General features: G+C 50.7%; 10 protein-coding genes and 2 pseudogenes. 7 read left to right on the top strand and 5 right to left on the bottom strand.

Features of this window, described 5'->3' with window-relative positions; genetic code table 11:
• Positions 1–29 precede the first annotated feature (29 nt).
• Positions 30–362: a DUF3392 domain-containing protein gene (locus P0Y67_RS11730; protein ID WP_337110927.1), complete on the bottom strand. Its 333-nt coding sequence runs from the start codon at positions 360–362 to the stop codon at positions 30–32.
• 202 nt (positions 363–564) lie between these two features.
• On the opposite strand from P0Y67_RS11730, the gene arfB reads away from it, so the two are divergent.
• Positions 565–978, top strand: coding sequence for an alternative ribosome rescue aminoacyl-tRNA hydrolase ArfB (gene arfB / locus P0Y67_RS11735; protein ID WP_342392002.1), 414 nt, complete (start codon positions 565–567; stop codon positions 976–978).
• Between the two features lie 116 nt (positions 979–1,094).
• Positions 1,095–1,979, top strand: coding sequence for an aspartoacylase (locus tag P0Y67_RS11740; protein ID WP_311567564.1), 885 nt, complete (start codon positions 1,095–1,097; stop codon positions 1,977–1,979).
• Here P0Y67_RS11740 and P0Y67_RS11745 read toward each other — a convergent pair.
• Positions 1,963–2,292, bottom strand: coding sequence for a DOPA 4,5-dioxygenase family protein (locus tag P0Y67_RS11745; protein ID WP_027251558.1), 330 nt, complete (start codon positions 2,290–2,292; stop codon positions 1,963–1,965). The genes P0Y67_RS11740 and P0Y67_RS11745 overlap by 17 nt on opposite strands.
• Before the next feature lie 228 nt (positions 2,293–2,520).
• Between P0Y67_RS11745 and P0Y67_RS11750 the strand changes: the two genes are divergently transcribed.
• Complete coding sequence (locus P0Y67_RS11750) at positions 2,521–3,057, top strand: cysteine hydrolase family protein (RefSeq protein WP_342392003.1); 537 nt, start codon at positions 2,521–2,523, stop codon at positions 3,055–3,057.
• Between the two features lie 68 nt (positions 3,058–3,125).
• On the opposite strand, the gene malT is transcribed toward P0Y67_RS11750, so the two are convergent.
• Positions 3,126–5,843 carry an HTH-type transcriptional regulator MalT gene (gene malT, locus P0Y67_RS11755; RefSeq protein WP_342392004.1) on the bottom strand — a complete coding sequence of 906 codons (2,718 nt, stop codon included), beginning with the start codon at positions 5,841–5,843 and terminating at the stop codon, positions 3,126–3,128.
• A 385-nt stretch (positions 5,844–6,228) separates the two neighbouring features.
• Between malT and P0Y67_RS11760 the strand changes: the two genes are divergently transcribed.
• From P0Y67_RS11760 to glgB, 3 genes and pseudogenes are all read left to right on the top strand, one after another.
• Positions 6,229–8,691: a glycogen/starch/alpha-glucan phosphorylase gene (locus P0Y67_RS11760; RefSeq protein ID WP_342392005.1), complete on the top strand. Its 2,463-nt coding sequence runs from the start codon at positions 6,229–6,231 to the stop codon at positions 8,689–8,691.
• Positions 8,692–8,794: 103 nt separating this feature from the next.
• The gene (malQ, locus tag P0Y67_RS11765; RefSeq protein WP_342392006.1) at positions 8,795–10,978 is read left to right on the top strand and encodes a 4-alpha-glucanotransferase; all 2,184 of its coding nucleotides are present in this window, start codon (positions 8,795–8,797) and stop codon (positions 10,976–10,978) included.
• A gap of 51 nt (positions 10,979–11,029) precedes the next feature.
• A pseudogene (gene glgB, locus P0Y67_RS11770) lies at positions 11,030–12,886 on the top strand (1,4-alpha-glucan branching protein GlgB); the annotation flags it as partial.
• Between the two features lie 47 nt (positions 12,887–12,933).
• Here the strand turns inward: glgB and P0Y67_RS11775 are convergent.
• Positions 12,934–13,452, bottom strand: a complete 519-nt coding sequence (locus P0Y67_RS11775) for an RNA methyltransferase (RefSeq protein ID WP_342392007.1) — start codon at positions 13,450–13,452, stop codon at positions 12,934–12,936.
• A 1,248-nt stretch (positions 13,453–14,700) separates the two neighbouring features.
• Here P0Y67_RS11775 and P0Y67_RS11780 point away from each other — a divergent pair.
• Positions 14,701–15,774, top strand: a complete 1,074-nt coding sequence (locus P0Y67_RS11780; RefSeq protein ID WP_342392008.1) for an SIR2 family protein — start codon at positions 14,701–14,703, stop codon at positions 15,772–15,774.
• A gap of 39 nt (positions 15,775–15,813) precedes the next feature.
• On the opposite strand, the pseudogene P0Y67_RS11785 reads toward P0Y67_RS11780, so the two are convergent.
• Positions 15,814–15,959, bottom strand: a pseudogene (locus P0Y67_RS11785) (IS110 family transposase); the annotation flags it as partial.
• Positions 15,960–16,039 lie beyond the last annotated feature (80 nt).

Below are 16,039 nucleotides of genomic sequence, written 5' to 3' on the forward strand. Positions count from 1 at the left end.
AATTAACCGCCTTCATTAAGGCGGTTTTTTTACACCTGATTATTCCTTTGCGCCCAGCTGCCAAGAAAGATGAATGTCCCCAGTATTACGGTAAACAGCCACACATTACTCATCCCGCTCAGCTGCCTGGCTAACCAGGGCGCGGCAGCAATGATCATAAAGCCATAGCCGAATGCATTGACAAAAATGAAGGCACAGGTGCGCAGGATAAAGTTCGTCCCCGACAGATAGCGGCGCAGGATCATATTGATATCTGAGCCAAACACCACGAGCAGGCATGCCATCATGGCCATTGCGATGTCACTGATCCAAGGACGTAAAAACTGGCCAGACTCTGCGATATACCCCAGTAAAATATTCATAACCGACTGTTGTAAAACATAATGATTGTTGATGACGACAGGATACGATCACTTAGGGATACCATGAATCCCCACGCAGGCGAGATGTAGAGCAGATCACAGATTGAAAGGGTTATCACGCTGGCTTATTTGGCTTTTCGCTGGTATTTCAGGCTTCAGGCCCAGATAATACCAGTAGGGAAGTCCAAACGATTAAGTAGTTATGTTGCATATATCGAACACAGTACAGATAGCAGACTGGGAAATAGAAATTACCGCCGTTCGCGCTCAGGGAGCGGGAGGGCAGAATGTCAATAAAGTCTCCAGCGCCATACACTTGCGTTTTGATATTAAGCGCTCCAGTTTGCCTGATTTTTATAAAGAAAAGCTGTTGCAGCTCTCTGATCAGCGGATAACCAAAGAGGGTGTCATTATCATCAAGGCTCAGCAGTTCAGAACTCAGGAGCAGAATAAAGAAGATGCTCTGCAGAGATTGCAGGCCTTGATTCAGTCAGCAGGCAGGCAAGAGAAAAAACGCCAGCCCACAAAGCCAACCAAATCCTCTCAGCGGCGGCGGGTAGATAAGAAAACCCAGCGTGGGCAGGTCAAATCGATGAGAGGCAAGGTAACGCATTAAGCGTTTGAATAGATTTGCCTTTAATCCGCCTGTTTATTCGTTTGTTTGCCGCAAAGAAGGCTGGCATACTGAGATTCTCTTCAAGTTTTCTGATAATCCAAGTGGTGATGATAAGGATGAAAAGCATTAATTCTGTAGCCGTTGTGGGCGGTACTCACGGGAATGAATTCAGCGGTATTTATTTGCTGCGCAAATGGCAGCAAGATGCCAGTCGTATTACCCGAGAGAGCTTCACTACGCAGACTCTGTTTGCTAATCCCAAAGCGCATGAAGAGAATAAACGCTACCTTGACAGCGATCTGAACCGTCAGTTTGCGGTAGAAGATCTGGCCAACCCTGAGCTGGCGAACTATGAACAAAGCAGGGCGAAGGTCATGAATGCGGTTTTGGGACCAAAAGGGGATGCCAAAACAGATTTCATCATTGATTTACACAATACAACCAGCAATATGGGGCCAACCTTGATTGTGCTGCAATCGGATGATTTCAATATCCGAATGGGCGCGTATGTTAAAGCGCAGATGCCTGAAGCTGTAGTGGTCTTTGAAGATCAAATTCCACTGGCTGAGCATAAGTTTGTCTGCTCGATTGCAGAGCAGGGTGTGATTGTTGAGATTGGCCCTCAGCCGCAATCTGTCATCCGCCAGGATGTGCTGGATTGGATGGAGACAATGACAGGTCATATCCTGGATTATGTCGATCTGTATAATAAAGGCCAGTTGCCGGAATTACCGCCGACCTATGAAGCATTCCGTTACACAGAAACCTTAAAACTGCCAGAAAATGCGCAAGGCGAGCGAATTGGCATGGTGCATAAAAATGTACAGGATAATGATTTCAGACCTCTGCATGGCGGCGATCCTATCTTTACCCTGTTTGACGGCAGTGAGATTTGCTGGGACGGCGATTATGAAGCTTACCCGCATTTCATTAATGAAGCGGCGTACTACGATAATAATCTGGCTATGTCTCTGGCGGAAAAGATTACCGTTGAGCTGTAAAAATCGCTGTGTGTACGGGTAATTGTTTACCCAGCCAGCGAGCATGAATCGTGTGATCATTGAGCTCATTCGCTGATACCGGGTGGATCAGTACAGACAGACCTTCTCTGTGCTGATCCAGCCAATCAATAAATCCTGTCTGGTTATCGGCAAAATGCATTTCAAACATCGGTTTGTCGTGTGGGCCTACCAAGCGTGGTACCAGCGGGTAAATCGCCAGAATATCGGCCTTTCTTTCTGCTATGATGCGCTGGCGCACCTGCTCCGCTAAATCCAGTTGTGGTAAATCAAAATACACGTGAGCGTGAAACATACTGACTCCCTCTCTCGCAGTAAATACCTTTCAAGTGCCTTCATCTTACTTTGACTATGGCGCAGTACCAGAGTGCCGAAGTGAATAGATCGTTCGAAAAAGTTGAACTAGCCGGAGGTGAATAGCGACATCAGGATTGTTAATTTATGGGTTTAACTGCATATTGTGCATTTGTTGACTGACTATCACTGCCATTCTCTCCACCACACAATGATGTAAGGACACACGATGAAAACAGCCGTTCTGGTTATCGACGTACAGCTTATCTGCTTTGAACCTGAGCCTCAGCCATTTGAAGCAGATGCCGTGGTTGCTCGGATTAACCAGCTCACCACATGGGCCAGAGAGAAAGCCTTGCCTGTGATTTTTGTTCAGCATGAAGAGCCTGACACTGAGATTGCCTATCAGAGCGAAGGCTGGCAGTTGCATACCGATCTGATCACCGCAGAAGGGGATGTCTTGGTGCGTAAAACGACGCCGGACGCCTTCCATGACACTGTACTGAAGGCCACTCTGGATCGTCTTGAGATTGAACAACTTGTCGTCTGCGGCTATGCGACGGATTTTTGTGTGGATACCACCACGCGGCGTGCGGCAGTGCTGGGTTATGAGATTGAATTAGTGTCTGATGCGCATACCACCCATGACAAGCCGTATGCTTGCGGTGAGTTGATCCGGCAGCATCATACCTTTGTGCTGTCGGCAGCCGAGAGTTTTCCAATCAAGATTAAGGCGGTCACGACAGCAGATCTGCTTGAACGCTGATTGTCTGCAAAAGAGCCGGGGATGAGTTGTGGGGGAGGAGAACCTCCCCCCTGTTTAATACCTGAGTATCAAGATGCCTGGTAACCCATCAGGCTAAGCAGTTCCTGAGCGGTTTCAATGGCTTCGCTGCGGTTGGCGATGTTGAGCTTCTGATACAGATTACGGATGTGGGTTTTTATCGTCGTAGCGGCTACGTCCAGTTCAGAAGCAATCTGTTCGTTGCTGTAACCGGTATAAATTAATCCCAGCACCTGCCATTCCCTTTGTGTCAGCGGACTGGTTCTTATCAGCTCGGGCAAGTCAGGTAAATTGAGCAACTTTTCGACAAAGGCTTCATCAAAATGGACCAGGCGATGACGCTCTTTACTGTTCATTTCACGCAGCAACTGACGTGCTCTGTGTTGCGACAGCTCGTTTAATAATTTTTCATCAATCAGTTCTTGCAGTAAGTCCTGAATGTCTTCGGCTGCAATCAGGAAGTTGCCGACCATGCCTGTGCTGTTGGTCAGCCGCAGTGCTTCGGCAAGGTGGGTTAACGCGGCGTTGCGATCGCCGGCTTTTTTCCTGATCACGGCCTGAAGGATCAGGTTACGGTTTCTGTCGGTTATCAGCTGATGCTTATCGCAACTGTCCAGCAGCATGCTGAGAATATGCTGGGCCTGGTCAATCTGACCCAGCATCAGGTGCGCCATGGCCAGGTTACGCCATTGTTGCTGCTGGAAATGGTTGCAGGCGCCTTCCGGCTGCTCTGCCTGCGATAACCAGTGGCGGACACTCTCCAGCTCTTTGGTTTGCTGCCAGTAAAGCAGATTAGCGACATCGGTATTAGCGCGCCAGTCTATGTGGAAATCCGCGGTTTCCATGAGATCATTGCAGCGTTGCAGATACCGGGCGGCTTTGTCCTGCTCACCCCGGGTGATGGCAATTCTGGCCAGCATTGAGTAAGCCTGCAGCGACTTAGTGTCATCATAGGGGGCCAGCACATCCAGGCTTTTCAACGCGGCTTCTTCAGCTTCATCAAGCCGGTTCCAGCACCAGAGTATCTGCGACTTCAGACGCAACAGAAATTCATGCATGGGGACTTGCTGTAATTGCTGCTCCCGGACTAACTTGAATCCTTGTTCCAGCAGCTCAAAGGCGGGCTGTACGGAGCCCTGCGCCAGCAGTATTTCACTTTGCTGCAACAAGGCCCACAGTGCCTGATGATAGACATGGTATTGACGCGCCATCTTTTCAGTCTGCTGCATCATAGGAAGCGCACGGCTCAGATTGCCGAGGCAGTGATGGACTTCACCGACCACAGAGGTGGCGACGATGCGGCTGCGATAGGTGTTGGCCGGCAATTGTCCCAGAGCCTGCTCAGAGAGCAATAAGGCTTCCTCTGGTTTGCTTTGATTAATCGCCACCTGCGCACGTAGCGCATTGAATTCGCCCTGAAGGGCATCATTGAAACTGATGTTATTGCTTTGCATTTCAGCTTCAGATTCCGCAATGAGATCGCCCACTTCGTTATACCTGTGCTGGCTTTGAACCAGCCAGAGTCTGAGCAGGATCAGGCGCGGGCTGCTAAAGAGCATGCTGCGATCTAACGTTGCTATGCATTCTTCCAGCAGTTTGAGTTCTCCGTGGTGAAACATACTCCAGCCATGATCGCTGAGAATAGAGACCATCATCGGCTGATTGTTGCTTTTTCGCACATGGTAAAGCGCTTGCTGCGGGCTGCTTTGATTCAGCCAGGCCCTGGCCGCTTTGTTATGCAAATCCTTTCGTTGTTCAGGAATATGCGAGTGGCGTTTGTGGCGCAGAAATTCAGCAAAGAGGTGATGGAATCTGTACCAGTTATCCGCCCCTTCCAGCGGGGTGATAAAGAGTCCGTAGCGGTTCAGGTACTCCAGCTTCACCAGTGCATCGCTGCGTCCGGTTAAATCAATCACCAGTTCAGCGTTAAACATATCCAGCACCGAACATTGCAGCAGGAAAGATCGCGTGTCTTCATCGAGTAAATCGAAGACCTCTTCAGCCAGATAGTCCCAAAGGTGGCTGCGATTAAAGTTGGCCAGAGACAGCGTCGATTCAATCAGATGGTTCGGTTTTTGCTGAGCATGCAGGGCAATCAGCTGCAAGGCAGAAGGCCAGCCTTCCACCTGAGCACGAAGACTGCTGAGTGCACTGGTTTCGATCTCATTGGCCACACGTTTACTGAAAAATCGCGTGGTTTCCTCTTCATCAAAGGCCAGCCATTCATGATCGACTTCGATCAGCAAATCTCTGACCCTCAGGTTTGCTGTCCCCAATGGCGGCAGGCTGCGGCTGGTGACGACCAGAGTCAGTTCATCCGGCATGTTTTTCAGGAAGAAACGCATACCGTCATGTATGTCTTCGTTGTTGATGACATGATAGTCATCCAGAACCAGATAGGTCTGGTGCGGATAGTCCTGCAGTTCGGCAAATAATTCACTGAACAGGGTACTGAGGCAGGCGAATTGCCGGCGCTCGGCCATCGCCCTGGTTTTCAGGCAGGCATCTTTTGTGGCTTTATTGAGGGCCTGTAACAGGTAATTCGCGAAGCGGAAGGTGTCATTATCACTGTCATCAAGGTTAATCCAGCCCGTATGCGGATGCTCATTCAGCCATTGAGAAGCCATGGTGGTTTTGCCATAGCCTGCCGGCGAACGGAAAAGCACCAGGCGGTATGAGGGCGCCTGGTGCAACAGGTCCAGCAACCTGGGGCGCATGATCGCATTGTGTAACCGTCCGGGACGGGTAAGCTTTGAAGGTATCCACATAATTATGATTAATCTTTATTGTCATGAATGATTGTGCAGGCGCATTTATCATTACCCGAGTTACTCACTAAATCATCAGTTGTTATACCTCTCATCCCCATAAATAAGGGGTTGGTCACACTTTTGTAACAAGCACAGTTCTTTTTATCACTTCCCTGTACAAGCGCATTGCCAGCGATATTTGTGATAAACATCAGAACCGCTGCGGTGAAGCACCCGAAAAGTCAGCGGCTTGTCACACAATTCTCGCGAACTGATCACTACGCCCTCGTGCTCCTCCCTCCACCTCCACGGCATGGGATGATGTTTTTCCAGTACCGCACAGGCAGCATTAGCCTCAACAGTTTTTCATTTTCTACAATTACAACCCGACAGCGAGAAACGAATGATGCAAACGCAAACCAAGATGCCTACCTTTGATAAGGCGGCTTTCCAGGCTTCGGTTGAGCAACATCTTCTGGTTACCTATGCGCAGACACCAGCGACAGCGACGTCACGCCACTGGTATCTGGCCATGAGCCGTGCACTGGCAGACATAAGCACAGGCAACCTCATTGAAACCGAGCAGCAGTTGTCTGCCCAATCCTGCCGCAGCGTGAATTATCTCTCACTGGAATTTTTGATTGGTCGCCTGACCGGTAACAATCTGATCAGCCTGGGCTTGTATGAGCAGGTTTCCGGCGCCATGGCTGCGCTTGGTCAGAACCTGACAGATTTGCTGGAAGAAGAGCGCGATCCTGCGCTTGGCAATGGCGGACTCGGCCGGTTGGCGGCATGTTTTATGGACTCACTGGCCGCGCAGGAGTTTCCGGCTGTCGGCTATGGTTTGCACTATGAGTACGGGCTGTTCAGGCAATCTTTTGATCATGGCCGCCAGATGGAAGCCCCGGATGCGTGGCGTGGTCAGGAAGGCTATCCGTGGGAAGTCTTGCGTCCGGAGCTGAACCAGAAGGTCGGCTTGTATGGCCATGTCGAGGTGTACACCGATGACGCTGGCGCAGAGCGTCGCCGCTGGGTGCCGGGTATGCAAGTAGACGGGATCGCCTGGGATCTGCCGATTATCGGTTATCAGAATAACAGCGTTTATCCTCTGCGCCTGTGGGAGTGCCGTGCGCCGGCACCGTTTGATCTGGCGCTGTTTAACGACGGCGATTACATCGCGGCGCAGCAGGCGGCGATTCAGGCCGGTAGTGTTACTAAAGTGCTGTACCCGAATGACAATCATGAGCAGGGTAAAACCTTGCGTCTGATGCAGCAGTATTTCCACTGCGCCTGTTCGGTGGCCGATATTCTGCGTCGTCATCTGGCCGCAGGCCATGCGATTGAAGATCTGGCCAAGCTGGAAACCATTCAGCTGAATGACACCCACCCGACAATCGCGATTCCCGAACTGATGCGCATTCTGCTCGATGAGCACTTCATGAGCTGGGACGATGCCTGGTCTGTCTGTAATTCAGTCTTTGCCTACACCAACCATACTTTGCTGCCGGAAGCACTGGAGACCTGGAGCGAATCACTGATCGCCAATCTGTTACCGCGTCACTTAGAAATCATCTTTGAGATCAACCACAGATTCATGGATCTGGTCGAGGCAAAATGGCCGGGCAATGATGAGGTGAAGCGTAAACTGTCTGTCATTCAGGAAGGCAACCAGCGAATGGTGCGCATGGCAAACCTGTGTGTGATTGGCGGTTATGCAGTGAACGGGGTGGCAGCGCTGCACTCGGAGCTGGTTAAACGTGATCTTTTCCCTGAGTTCGACGCACTGTATCCGGGTAAATTGCAGAATGTTACTAATGGTGTGACCCCGCGTCGCTGGCTGAAATTCTGTAACCCGGCACTGAGCGCACTGATAGATGAAAAAATCGGCACAGACTGGCCGGCTAAACTGGAACAGCTGTCGTCACTGGCTGACTTTGCCGATGACGCCGAGTTCCAGCACGCTTTCATGGCAGTGAAGAAGGCCAACAAACAGCGTCTGGCCGATTGGGTAGCCGACAACATGGGGATTACGCTTAACACAGATGCCATCTTCGATGTGCAGATCAAGCGACTGCATGAATATAAGCGTCAGCATCTGAACCTGGTGCATATTTTGTCGCTCTATCACCGTCTGCTCAACGATCCTAAGTTTGATATGCAGCCGCGGGTGTTCATTTTTGCGGCCAAAGCCGCGCCGGGTTATGCGCTGGCCAAAGACATCATTTTTGCCATCAACAAAGTGGCAGAGAAAGTGAATAATGATCCGCGTCTTGCCGGCAAGCTGAAAGTGGTCTTCATTCCTGATTATCGTGTCAGCCTGGCGGAGATCATCATCCCGGCTGCGGATGTGTCTGAACAAATCTCGACGGCCGGTAAAGAAGCCTCAGGTACAGGGAATATGAAACTGGCCCTGAACGGTGCGCTGACTGTCGGCACCATGGACGGCGCCAATGTTGAGATCCGTGAAGAAGTCGGCGATGACAATATCTTTATCTTCGGTTTGCTGGTGGACGAAGTCATGGAACTTGTCCACAAAGGCTATCAGCCAACCCGTTACTACGAGTCTGACAGTCTACTGAAAGCCTCGCTGGATCTGCTGCTGGGCGAGACCTTTACACCGGGTGAGCCCGACGCACTGGCAGGCATTCGACACAATCTGCTGGAAGGAGGCGATCCGTATCTGGTGCTGGCCGATTTCGCGGATTACGTCACGGCTCAGGAACGCATTGACCACGCTTACCGGGATAAAGCCGGTTGGGCGCGAAAAGCGATACTCAATACCGCGCTGGTCGGCAAGTTCAGCTCAGACCGCAGTATTCGCGACTATGTAGAGAACATTTGGCAACTGAAAGCGGTAAAACGCTGATATTTTTGCCGGGGCTGTGTGGTCCCGGCGTTATTGTAAGTAGTGACATAGGCTGAACTTGTGGGAGAGACAGTCAGCCTTAACCGTGTCACGGAGAAGAAGAATGAGAACAGAAAAGGTTGTGAAAGAGATTGCCAGGCAGGCCGGGCTGGCTGACAGCTACATCAGTGCCTGGGGTGCGGAAACATCTGTAAGTACTGAGACACAGAGCCGGTTACTGATCGCGCTGGGTTACGATACCAGCAGTGATCAGGCGCTGGAATCCTCAGCGGCCAGGTTACAGCCAAGAGAAGTGCTGGCCCCGGTGAAAGTCGTTCGCCGCGGTGAACCTGTGCATATCGAACTGACTTTGGGACGCAGTGCCCGCATCAGCGATTTCAGCTGGCGGCTGGAAACGGAGCAGGGTGAAGTCATGGAAGGCTGGCTGCAGTCGCAGTTGGTGACAGATGACCGTGAGCAGGGCGGCGGTATGACATTTGCGCTGCCTGACCTTGCGCTGGGCTATCACAGGCTTGAGATTTTCCGTAAACGCCGCCAGTCACCTTATGAGATGACACTGATTGTCACCCCAACGGCTTGTTATAAGCAGCCGGCGCTGGAGAAGGGCAAGAAGCTCTGGGGCGCCAGTGTCCAGCTGTATTCAGTGCGTACCGGTCATAACTGGGGTATCGGCGATTTTGGCGATCTCAAGCATCTGGTGTCTGATATTGCATCCCGTGGCGGCGATTTTGTCGGCCTGAACCCGATCCATTCTTTGTTTCCGGCCAATCCGGAAGGTGCCAGCCCGTACAGCCCGTCTTCCCGTCGCTGGCTGAACATCATCTACATTGATGTGTGTTCCGTCCCGGAATTTGCTCAGTGTGATGAGGCGTTGCAATTAGTGGGCAGTGACGAATTCCAGCAGCGCCTGGTGGCGGCCCGTGACAGTAACTGGGTCAATTACAGTGAAGTGGCATGCCTGAAAATGACTGTGCTGCCAATGCTGTTTCACACCTTTCAGCAACGTCATCTGGCATCACTGACCGCTCGTGGCCGACAGTTTCTTGATTTCGTCGAAACCGGCGGGGAGAGCCTGCTGCACCAGGCCGCGTTTGATGCACTCCATGCCGAGCTGAAAAATCAGAACGATCAAATCTGGGGCTGGCCGGTTTTCCCGGAGCAGTATCGTCACTTCGATAACGCCGCGGTAAAACAGTTTATCGCCGCGCATCCAGAGCAGGTTCAGCTGTATATGTACCTCCAGTGGCTGGCAGATACCCAGTTGGCTGAAGCGCAGCAACTTGCCGAAGAGAAAGGCATGGTGATGGGACTTTACCGGGATCTGGCCGTCGGAGTGTGCGATTCCGGCGCAGAAACCTGGGCCGATCAGGATGCCCTGTGTCAGGGTGTCAGTGTTGGCGCGCCGCCGGATATCCTGGGCCCGCTGGGACAAAACTGGGGATTGCCGCCGTTTAACCCGCAGGCTTTGCGCAAAACGGCCTATCAGCCGTTCATTGCACTGCTGCGTGCCAATATGCGCCATTGCGGCGCGTTACGGATCGACCATGTGCTGGGTCTGCTTCGCTTATGGTGGATCCCAAAAGGCGAATCGGCCAAACAAGGCGCCTATATGTACTATCCGGTCGATGATCTGATGGCGATTCTTGCGCTGGAAAGTCACCGCCATCAATGCACCGTGATTGGTGAAGACCTGGGCACAGTGCCTGATGAAATCGTCGATAAACTGGCGAGCGCTGGTATTCACTCTTATAAGGTCTTTTTCTTCGAAACCGCTGAAGACGGTGGCTATTATTCGCCGTCGCACTATACCGCGCAGTCTATGTCGGCCCTGTGTACCCACGATATGCCGACCTTGAGAGGCTTCTGGCATTGCGACGATCTCAAGCTCGGGCGTGAGCTGGGTTTGTACCCGGATGAGCAGCAACTGCAGGGGTTGTTCGACAGCCGTGCAGAGAGCAAACAGCGCATTCTGGACAGCGTCAACTGGCATGGCTTCCTGCCGCAAAATGTCGGCCGTGACGCCCGGTATGTGCCTATGGACAGTACTCTGGCCGAAGCGCTGCAGTTACATCTTGCCGCGGGTTCCAGCGCATTGCTCAGCCTGCAGCTGGAAGACTGGCTGGAAATGGATAAGCCGGTCAATATTCCGGGCACGGTAGATGAGTATCCGAACTGGCGGCGTAAGCTGTCGGTGAATCTTGAAGACTTGTTTAATCGTCAGGACATCATGGATCTGACGAAGCGGTTGACGGATGTACGCCGCCAAGCTGCCGAGAAGCAGGAGTAAATCGTGAGCGCCGGACATGTAAAGATCAAAGACTGGTTGCCGGATCTGGCTGAACTGGCTCAGCCCTCGAGCCAGTATCACCATATGGGTGCGCAACTGTTAACGCTTGATACCGGCGGCTCACCGATCTCCGGCGTACGTTTTCTGGTGTATGCGCCTAATGCCTCGGCGGTGAGCGTGGTGGGCGATTTTAACCACTGGGACAGTCGCAGCCATCCTTTATCCGCGCTGGAGCAAGGGTACTGGGGGTGTTTTGTCGACGGTCTGGCAGCCGGTGAACGCTATAAATTTGCACTGTGCGATCAGGCGGGCAACAGCCTGCCTCACAAGGCCGATCCCTGGGGCTATCAGGCCGAGCAGTATCCGTCATTTGCATCCAGAGTCTATGATCACAGCCGTTATCACTGGCAGGACTCACCATGGCAGCAGCGTCAGGTGACAGCCAAGCATGAGCAACCGCTTTCCATTTACGAGTTGCACCTGGGCTCATGGCGGCGGCAGGCATCCGGTGAAAGCCTGAGTTACCGTCAGCTGGCAGCAGAGCTGATCCCTTATCTGACAGAGATGGGCTACACCCATGTTGAGCTGATGCCGGTGGCGGAACATCCTTTTTACGGCTCCTGGGGCTATCAACCGGTGGGGCTGTTTGCTCCGACAAGCCGCTATGGCTCGCCCGATGATTTTAAGTATTTCGTCGACCAGTGCCATCAGGCCGGGGTGGGCGTGATTCTTGACTGGGTGCCGGCACATTTCCCTGCCGATGATCACGGCCTGGCCTTTTTTGACGGCACCGCCTTGTTTCATGACCCGGATCCGCGCCGCGGCTGGCATCAGGACTGGCAGAGCTATATCTACGACTATGGCCGCGAGCACGTGCGCCGTTTTCTGGTCGCCAATGCCCTGTACTGGTTTGAGCATTTTCATATCGACGGCCTGCGGGTCGATGCTGTCGCATCTATGTTGTATCTGGATTACTCCCGACAACCAGGGGAGTGGATACCCAATGCCGAAGGCGGCAATATCAACCATGACGCCGCCAGTTTATTGCGCTGGATGAATGAAGAAGTCTACCGCCTTTATCCCAATGCCATGACGATTGCGGAAGAGTCGACCAGTTTTCCCGGCGTCTCCAGGCCAACCTATGAAGGCGGGCTGGGATTTGGTTTCAAATGGAACATGGGCTGGATGCACGACAGCCTGAGTTATATCCGCCAGGATCCGATTTACAGGCAGCACCATCACGATACGCTGACGTTTCCCTTGGTGTATGCATTTAGCGAGAATTACGTGCTTTCGCTGTCGCATGATGAAGTCGTCTATGGCAAAGGCTCGCTGCTGAATAAAATGCCGGGCGATGAATGGCAGCAAACGGCCAATCTGCGTGCCTATCTGGCGTATATGTATGGTCAGCCCGGTAAAAAGCTGAATTTTATGGGAGCCGAGATCGCCCAGAGTGCGGAGTGGAATCACGACGGCGTGCTGGAGTGGCATTACCTGAAGTATGACCGCCATACCGGCGTACAGCGCTTAGTGCGGGCGTTAAATGCCCTGTATCAGTCAACCCCGGCTCTGTATGAACTGGATTGTGATGCTTCCGGCTTTGCCTGGTGCGTGCAGAATGATGCGTCCCGCAGTGTGATCGCGCATGAGCGCTTCGCCCGCAATGGCGACAAGGTGCTGGTGGTCAGTAACTTCACCCCTGTGGCGCGGCAACACTATCTCATACCTGTCCCTCAGCCGGGTCAGTATCGGTTAGTGCTCAATAGTGATGACAGTCAGTACTGGGGCAGCGGGATGCCGGTAGAACAAACGGTGAATACCGTCTGGGATGAGGCGTCAGGCAGTGAAGTGCTGATGATTGATTTGCCGCCATTGTCGACCTTGTTCTGGCAATTTATGTCGGGTTAGACGGCGCGATGAAACAGAAAGGGCCATTTGATGGCCCTTTTTTTATGTCAAACGCAGCCTTTGACGGCCAGCTTGTTTTTGTTGTCCCGGTTCGAGACGATTTGCTGATGGTCATCAATCGCACCCAGTGTTTTGGCTAGTCTGTCATACAAAACCACATTGACCGTTGCTGCCAGATTCATGCAGCCATTGGTAGGCACATACACAACATGATGGGCTTTATCGACAACCTCTTGTGGCAGTGAGCTGTCCTCTGGGCCAAACACATACACAGCGTTTTCAGGATGGGTAAAACGGGGCAGTGCCGTCGCGCCAACCACCAACTCAACACAGACAATTTCTACATCATCGGCTAACCCGGCCGTAAGCTCGTCCATCTCGACTAGCTCAATACGTTCATGGCTGTTATGGGTATCGGTGTGGAATTTTGCTGCGCGGTTATAGCGGGTACCGTTATAGCGCACCTGGGTCGCGTCATAGCAGCCTGCGGCACGCATCACTGCGCCAACATTCGTCGGGCTTTTGGGGTTGTACAGTCCAATAATGACCGTTGACTGTGTTGTCATTGTGTTTGATCTACTTTTGTATTGCTTTAAGGGGAGCGTGTTGGACACGTGAGTGGGGGAGATTATGGCAGTAGTGTCGTTGGATAACAATTTTTGGTTCGGGGCAGCGGCTGGGATTCTGGTGCAGTGGAGGTATGTCGCGCTTGAGTTCAGTGTTCATTTCGGCATGGTTTGATGCGCGCCAGGTACTCTTTGTTGGTGCAAAGAGTACCCAGAAAGCCCCTTTTTGTTCTTTGGTGTGGTCCGGGGCGGTTGTAGGCGCTCCCGGCGCCGACAACCTAAAAATTCGTCCTGAATTTTTCCCTGGGGGAGAGGGTTTCTGTTGGTTTTTTGGGTGTTGTGGCTGCGGGCTTTGGTGCGGCTGAGGTATGTCGCGCTTGGGTTCGGTGCATTTCTTGGCATGGTGTGATGCGCGCCAGACACTCTTTGTGGGGACAAAGAGTGCCCAGAAAGCCCTTTTTGTTCTCTGGTGTGGTCCGGGGCGGTTGTAGGCGCTCCCGGCGCCGACAACCTAAAAATTCGTCCTGAATTTTTCCCTGGGGGAATGGGTTTCTTTTGGTTTTTTGAGGTGTTGTTACTGTGGATTTTGGTACGGCTGTGGTATGTCGCGCTTGAGTCTGGTGGTTCTCTTGGCATGGTGCAATGCGCGCCAGGTACTCTTTTTAGGCCAAAAGAGTACCCAGAAACGCCTTTGGTTCGCTGGTGTTGTCCGGGCCGGTTGTAGTCGCTCCCGGCGCCGACAACCTAAAAATTCGTCCTGAATTTTTCCCTGGGGAGTGGGTTTCTTGAATATTGTGGTGGTGTTGTGTGTTTTCAGGCATGCATCATTACCCACATCTGTCATTGCCGCGCATGCGGTAATCCATACAGCGAGTGGGTTTTTGTGGTTGGGTGAGTGTGTAATATGGCTGCGGTTTCCTTGCACTGAGTAAGTGATTGATGTCACTTACTTACAAGCCTATACGTCGCTGATTTTTGGGGTAAGTCATGAAATACAAAAAAACAAATATTATCAATTGGGTAGCATCAGATGATTGAGTAAGATACACGATATGATGTCGTGTATCTTACTGATATATTTACCTGGTTAAGTGCGGTTTGTTTAATATAAACAGATATTTAAGTGGATTTTGATTGAAAGAGTTATACGACATGGTGTCGTTGAATTAAATGTTATAAGCACAGAATAATTTGGAGAAGTAATGAATGTCATATGAGAGTTTATTAGCATCGACGATAAGTAGTTCAATGTTGACAGATGTTGCAAATAAATCTTTGAAAAGCTTGTTAAATAAGTACTTTGTTAATTCTGGTACAACACTAAATAACGACAACAAGCTTGCTCAAGTCGCGGATTGGTACAAAAGTGAGCAACTAGTGTTCGTTTTGGGAGCTGGTGTTTCAATTGCATATGGGTTACCCAATTGGAATACATTACTTCAAAAGCTACTCTTATTAACTTTGCAAAATGATGATAGTTCAGATATTGATGCTAGTATCTTGGCGAAAACTTTTTCTAGTGTTTTTGAACCGAGCTCTTTGATCTCTGCTCGTTATCTACAACATCACTTTCAGAAAAGTCATCCAAATGCGAATCTGGCATTTGAAAGTGCCATTCGTGAGATCCTTTATAGTGAAATAACCGTTAATGAACATTCACTATTGTTGAAAGAGATAAGGCAATACTGCATAGCTGCAGGTAGAACCCCTAACTTGAATAGTATCATTACCTATAATTACGATGATTTATTGGAAAAGTGTTTAGGGGACATAGAGGTAGACATTCCCTTTGCTCCTATTCACTCTAGCGGTATGCGTAACAAGCCAAATGAACTACCTATTTATCACGTTCATGGGTACTTGCCAGAGCATGGTCAGTTAACATATAGAAATAAAGTGATCCTGAGTGAAGTTGGTTATCACCAACAGTATTTGGATAGTTACGGTTGGAGTAACTTGTCCCAAATTAACAAATTTAAAGATTTCAACTGTGTGTTTATTGGTCTGTCGTTCTCTGACCCAAATTTACGTCGAATTTTGGACATTGCGAAAAAGGAGCGGGGAGATGATGGCATCCATCATTATTGCTTCAAGGAAAAGTACGATATTGCAAAAGCAAAAAAACGCCTAAATACAGCAATTCAAGGGATTGACGAAGGTGTCGACGGTGAGCTTGACGTTGATGGGCTAACAGTTGATTTGGTTAGTCTCGCTCAAAAGTTTGATGAGAATGATGCATTATCTTTCGGGATCGGTGTTATCTGGGTTGATTCGTATGATGATATTCCAACAAAGCTTAGGGCGATTAGATCTTTGGTATAATGTGCTTATAACAAACGACTATGGCGTCAATCATTAAAATCATGCTGATTTTGCATCCCATAAGACACCATCGCGCAAAATAGAATTTAGGATACAACCATCTTACTGACACAGGCAATGATCGTCACTTTTTGGGGTTTTTCTTCAGCCAGAGGTCGTTGAAAGGTTCCTCTAAAAGCAGGGTTACAGTAGGCTTCCATCCCGATTATTGCTGGCGGGATATTGGCAAATATCGAGAGGACTTTTGACCGTGTTATTGTTTTGT

It is taken from the genome of Photobacterium sp. SP02, assembly GCF_038519165.1.
Lineage (GTDB): Bacteria > Pseudomonadota > Gammaproteobacteria > Enterobacterales > Vibrionaceae > Photobacterium > Photobacterium halotolerans.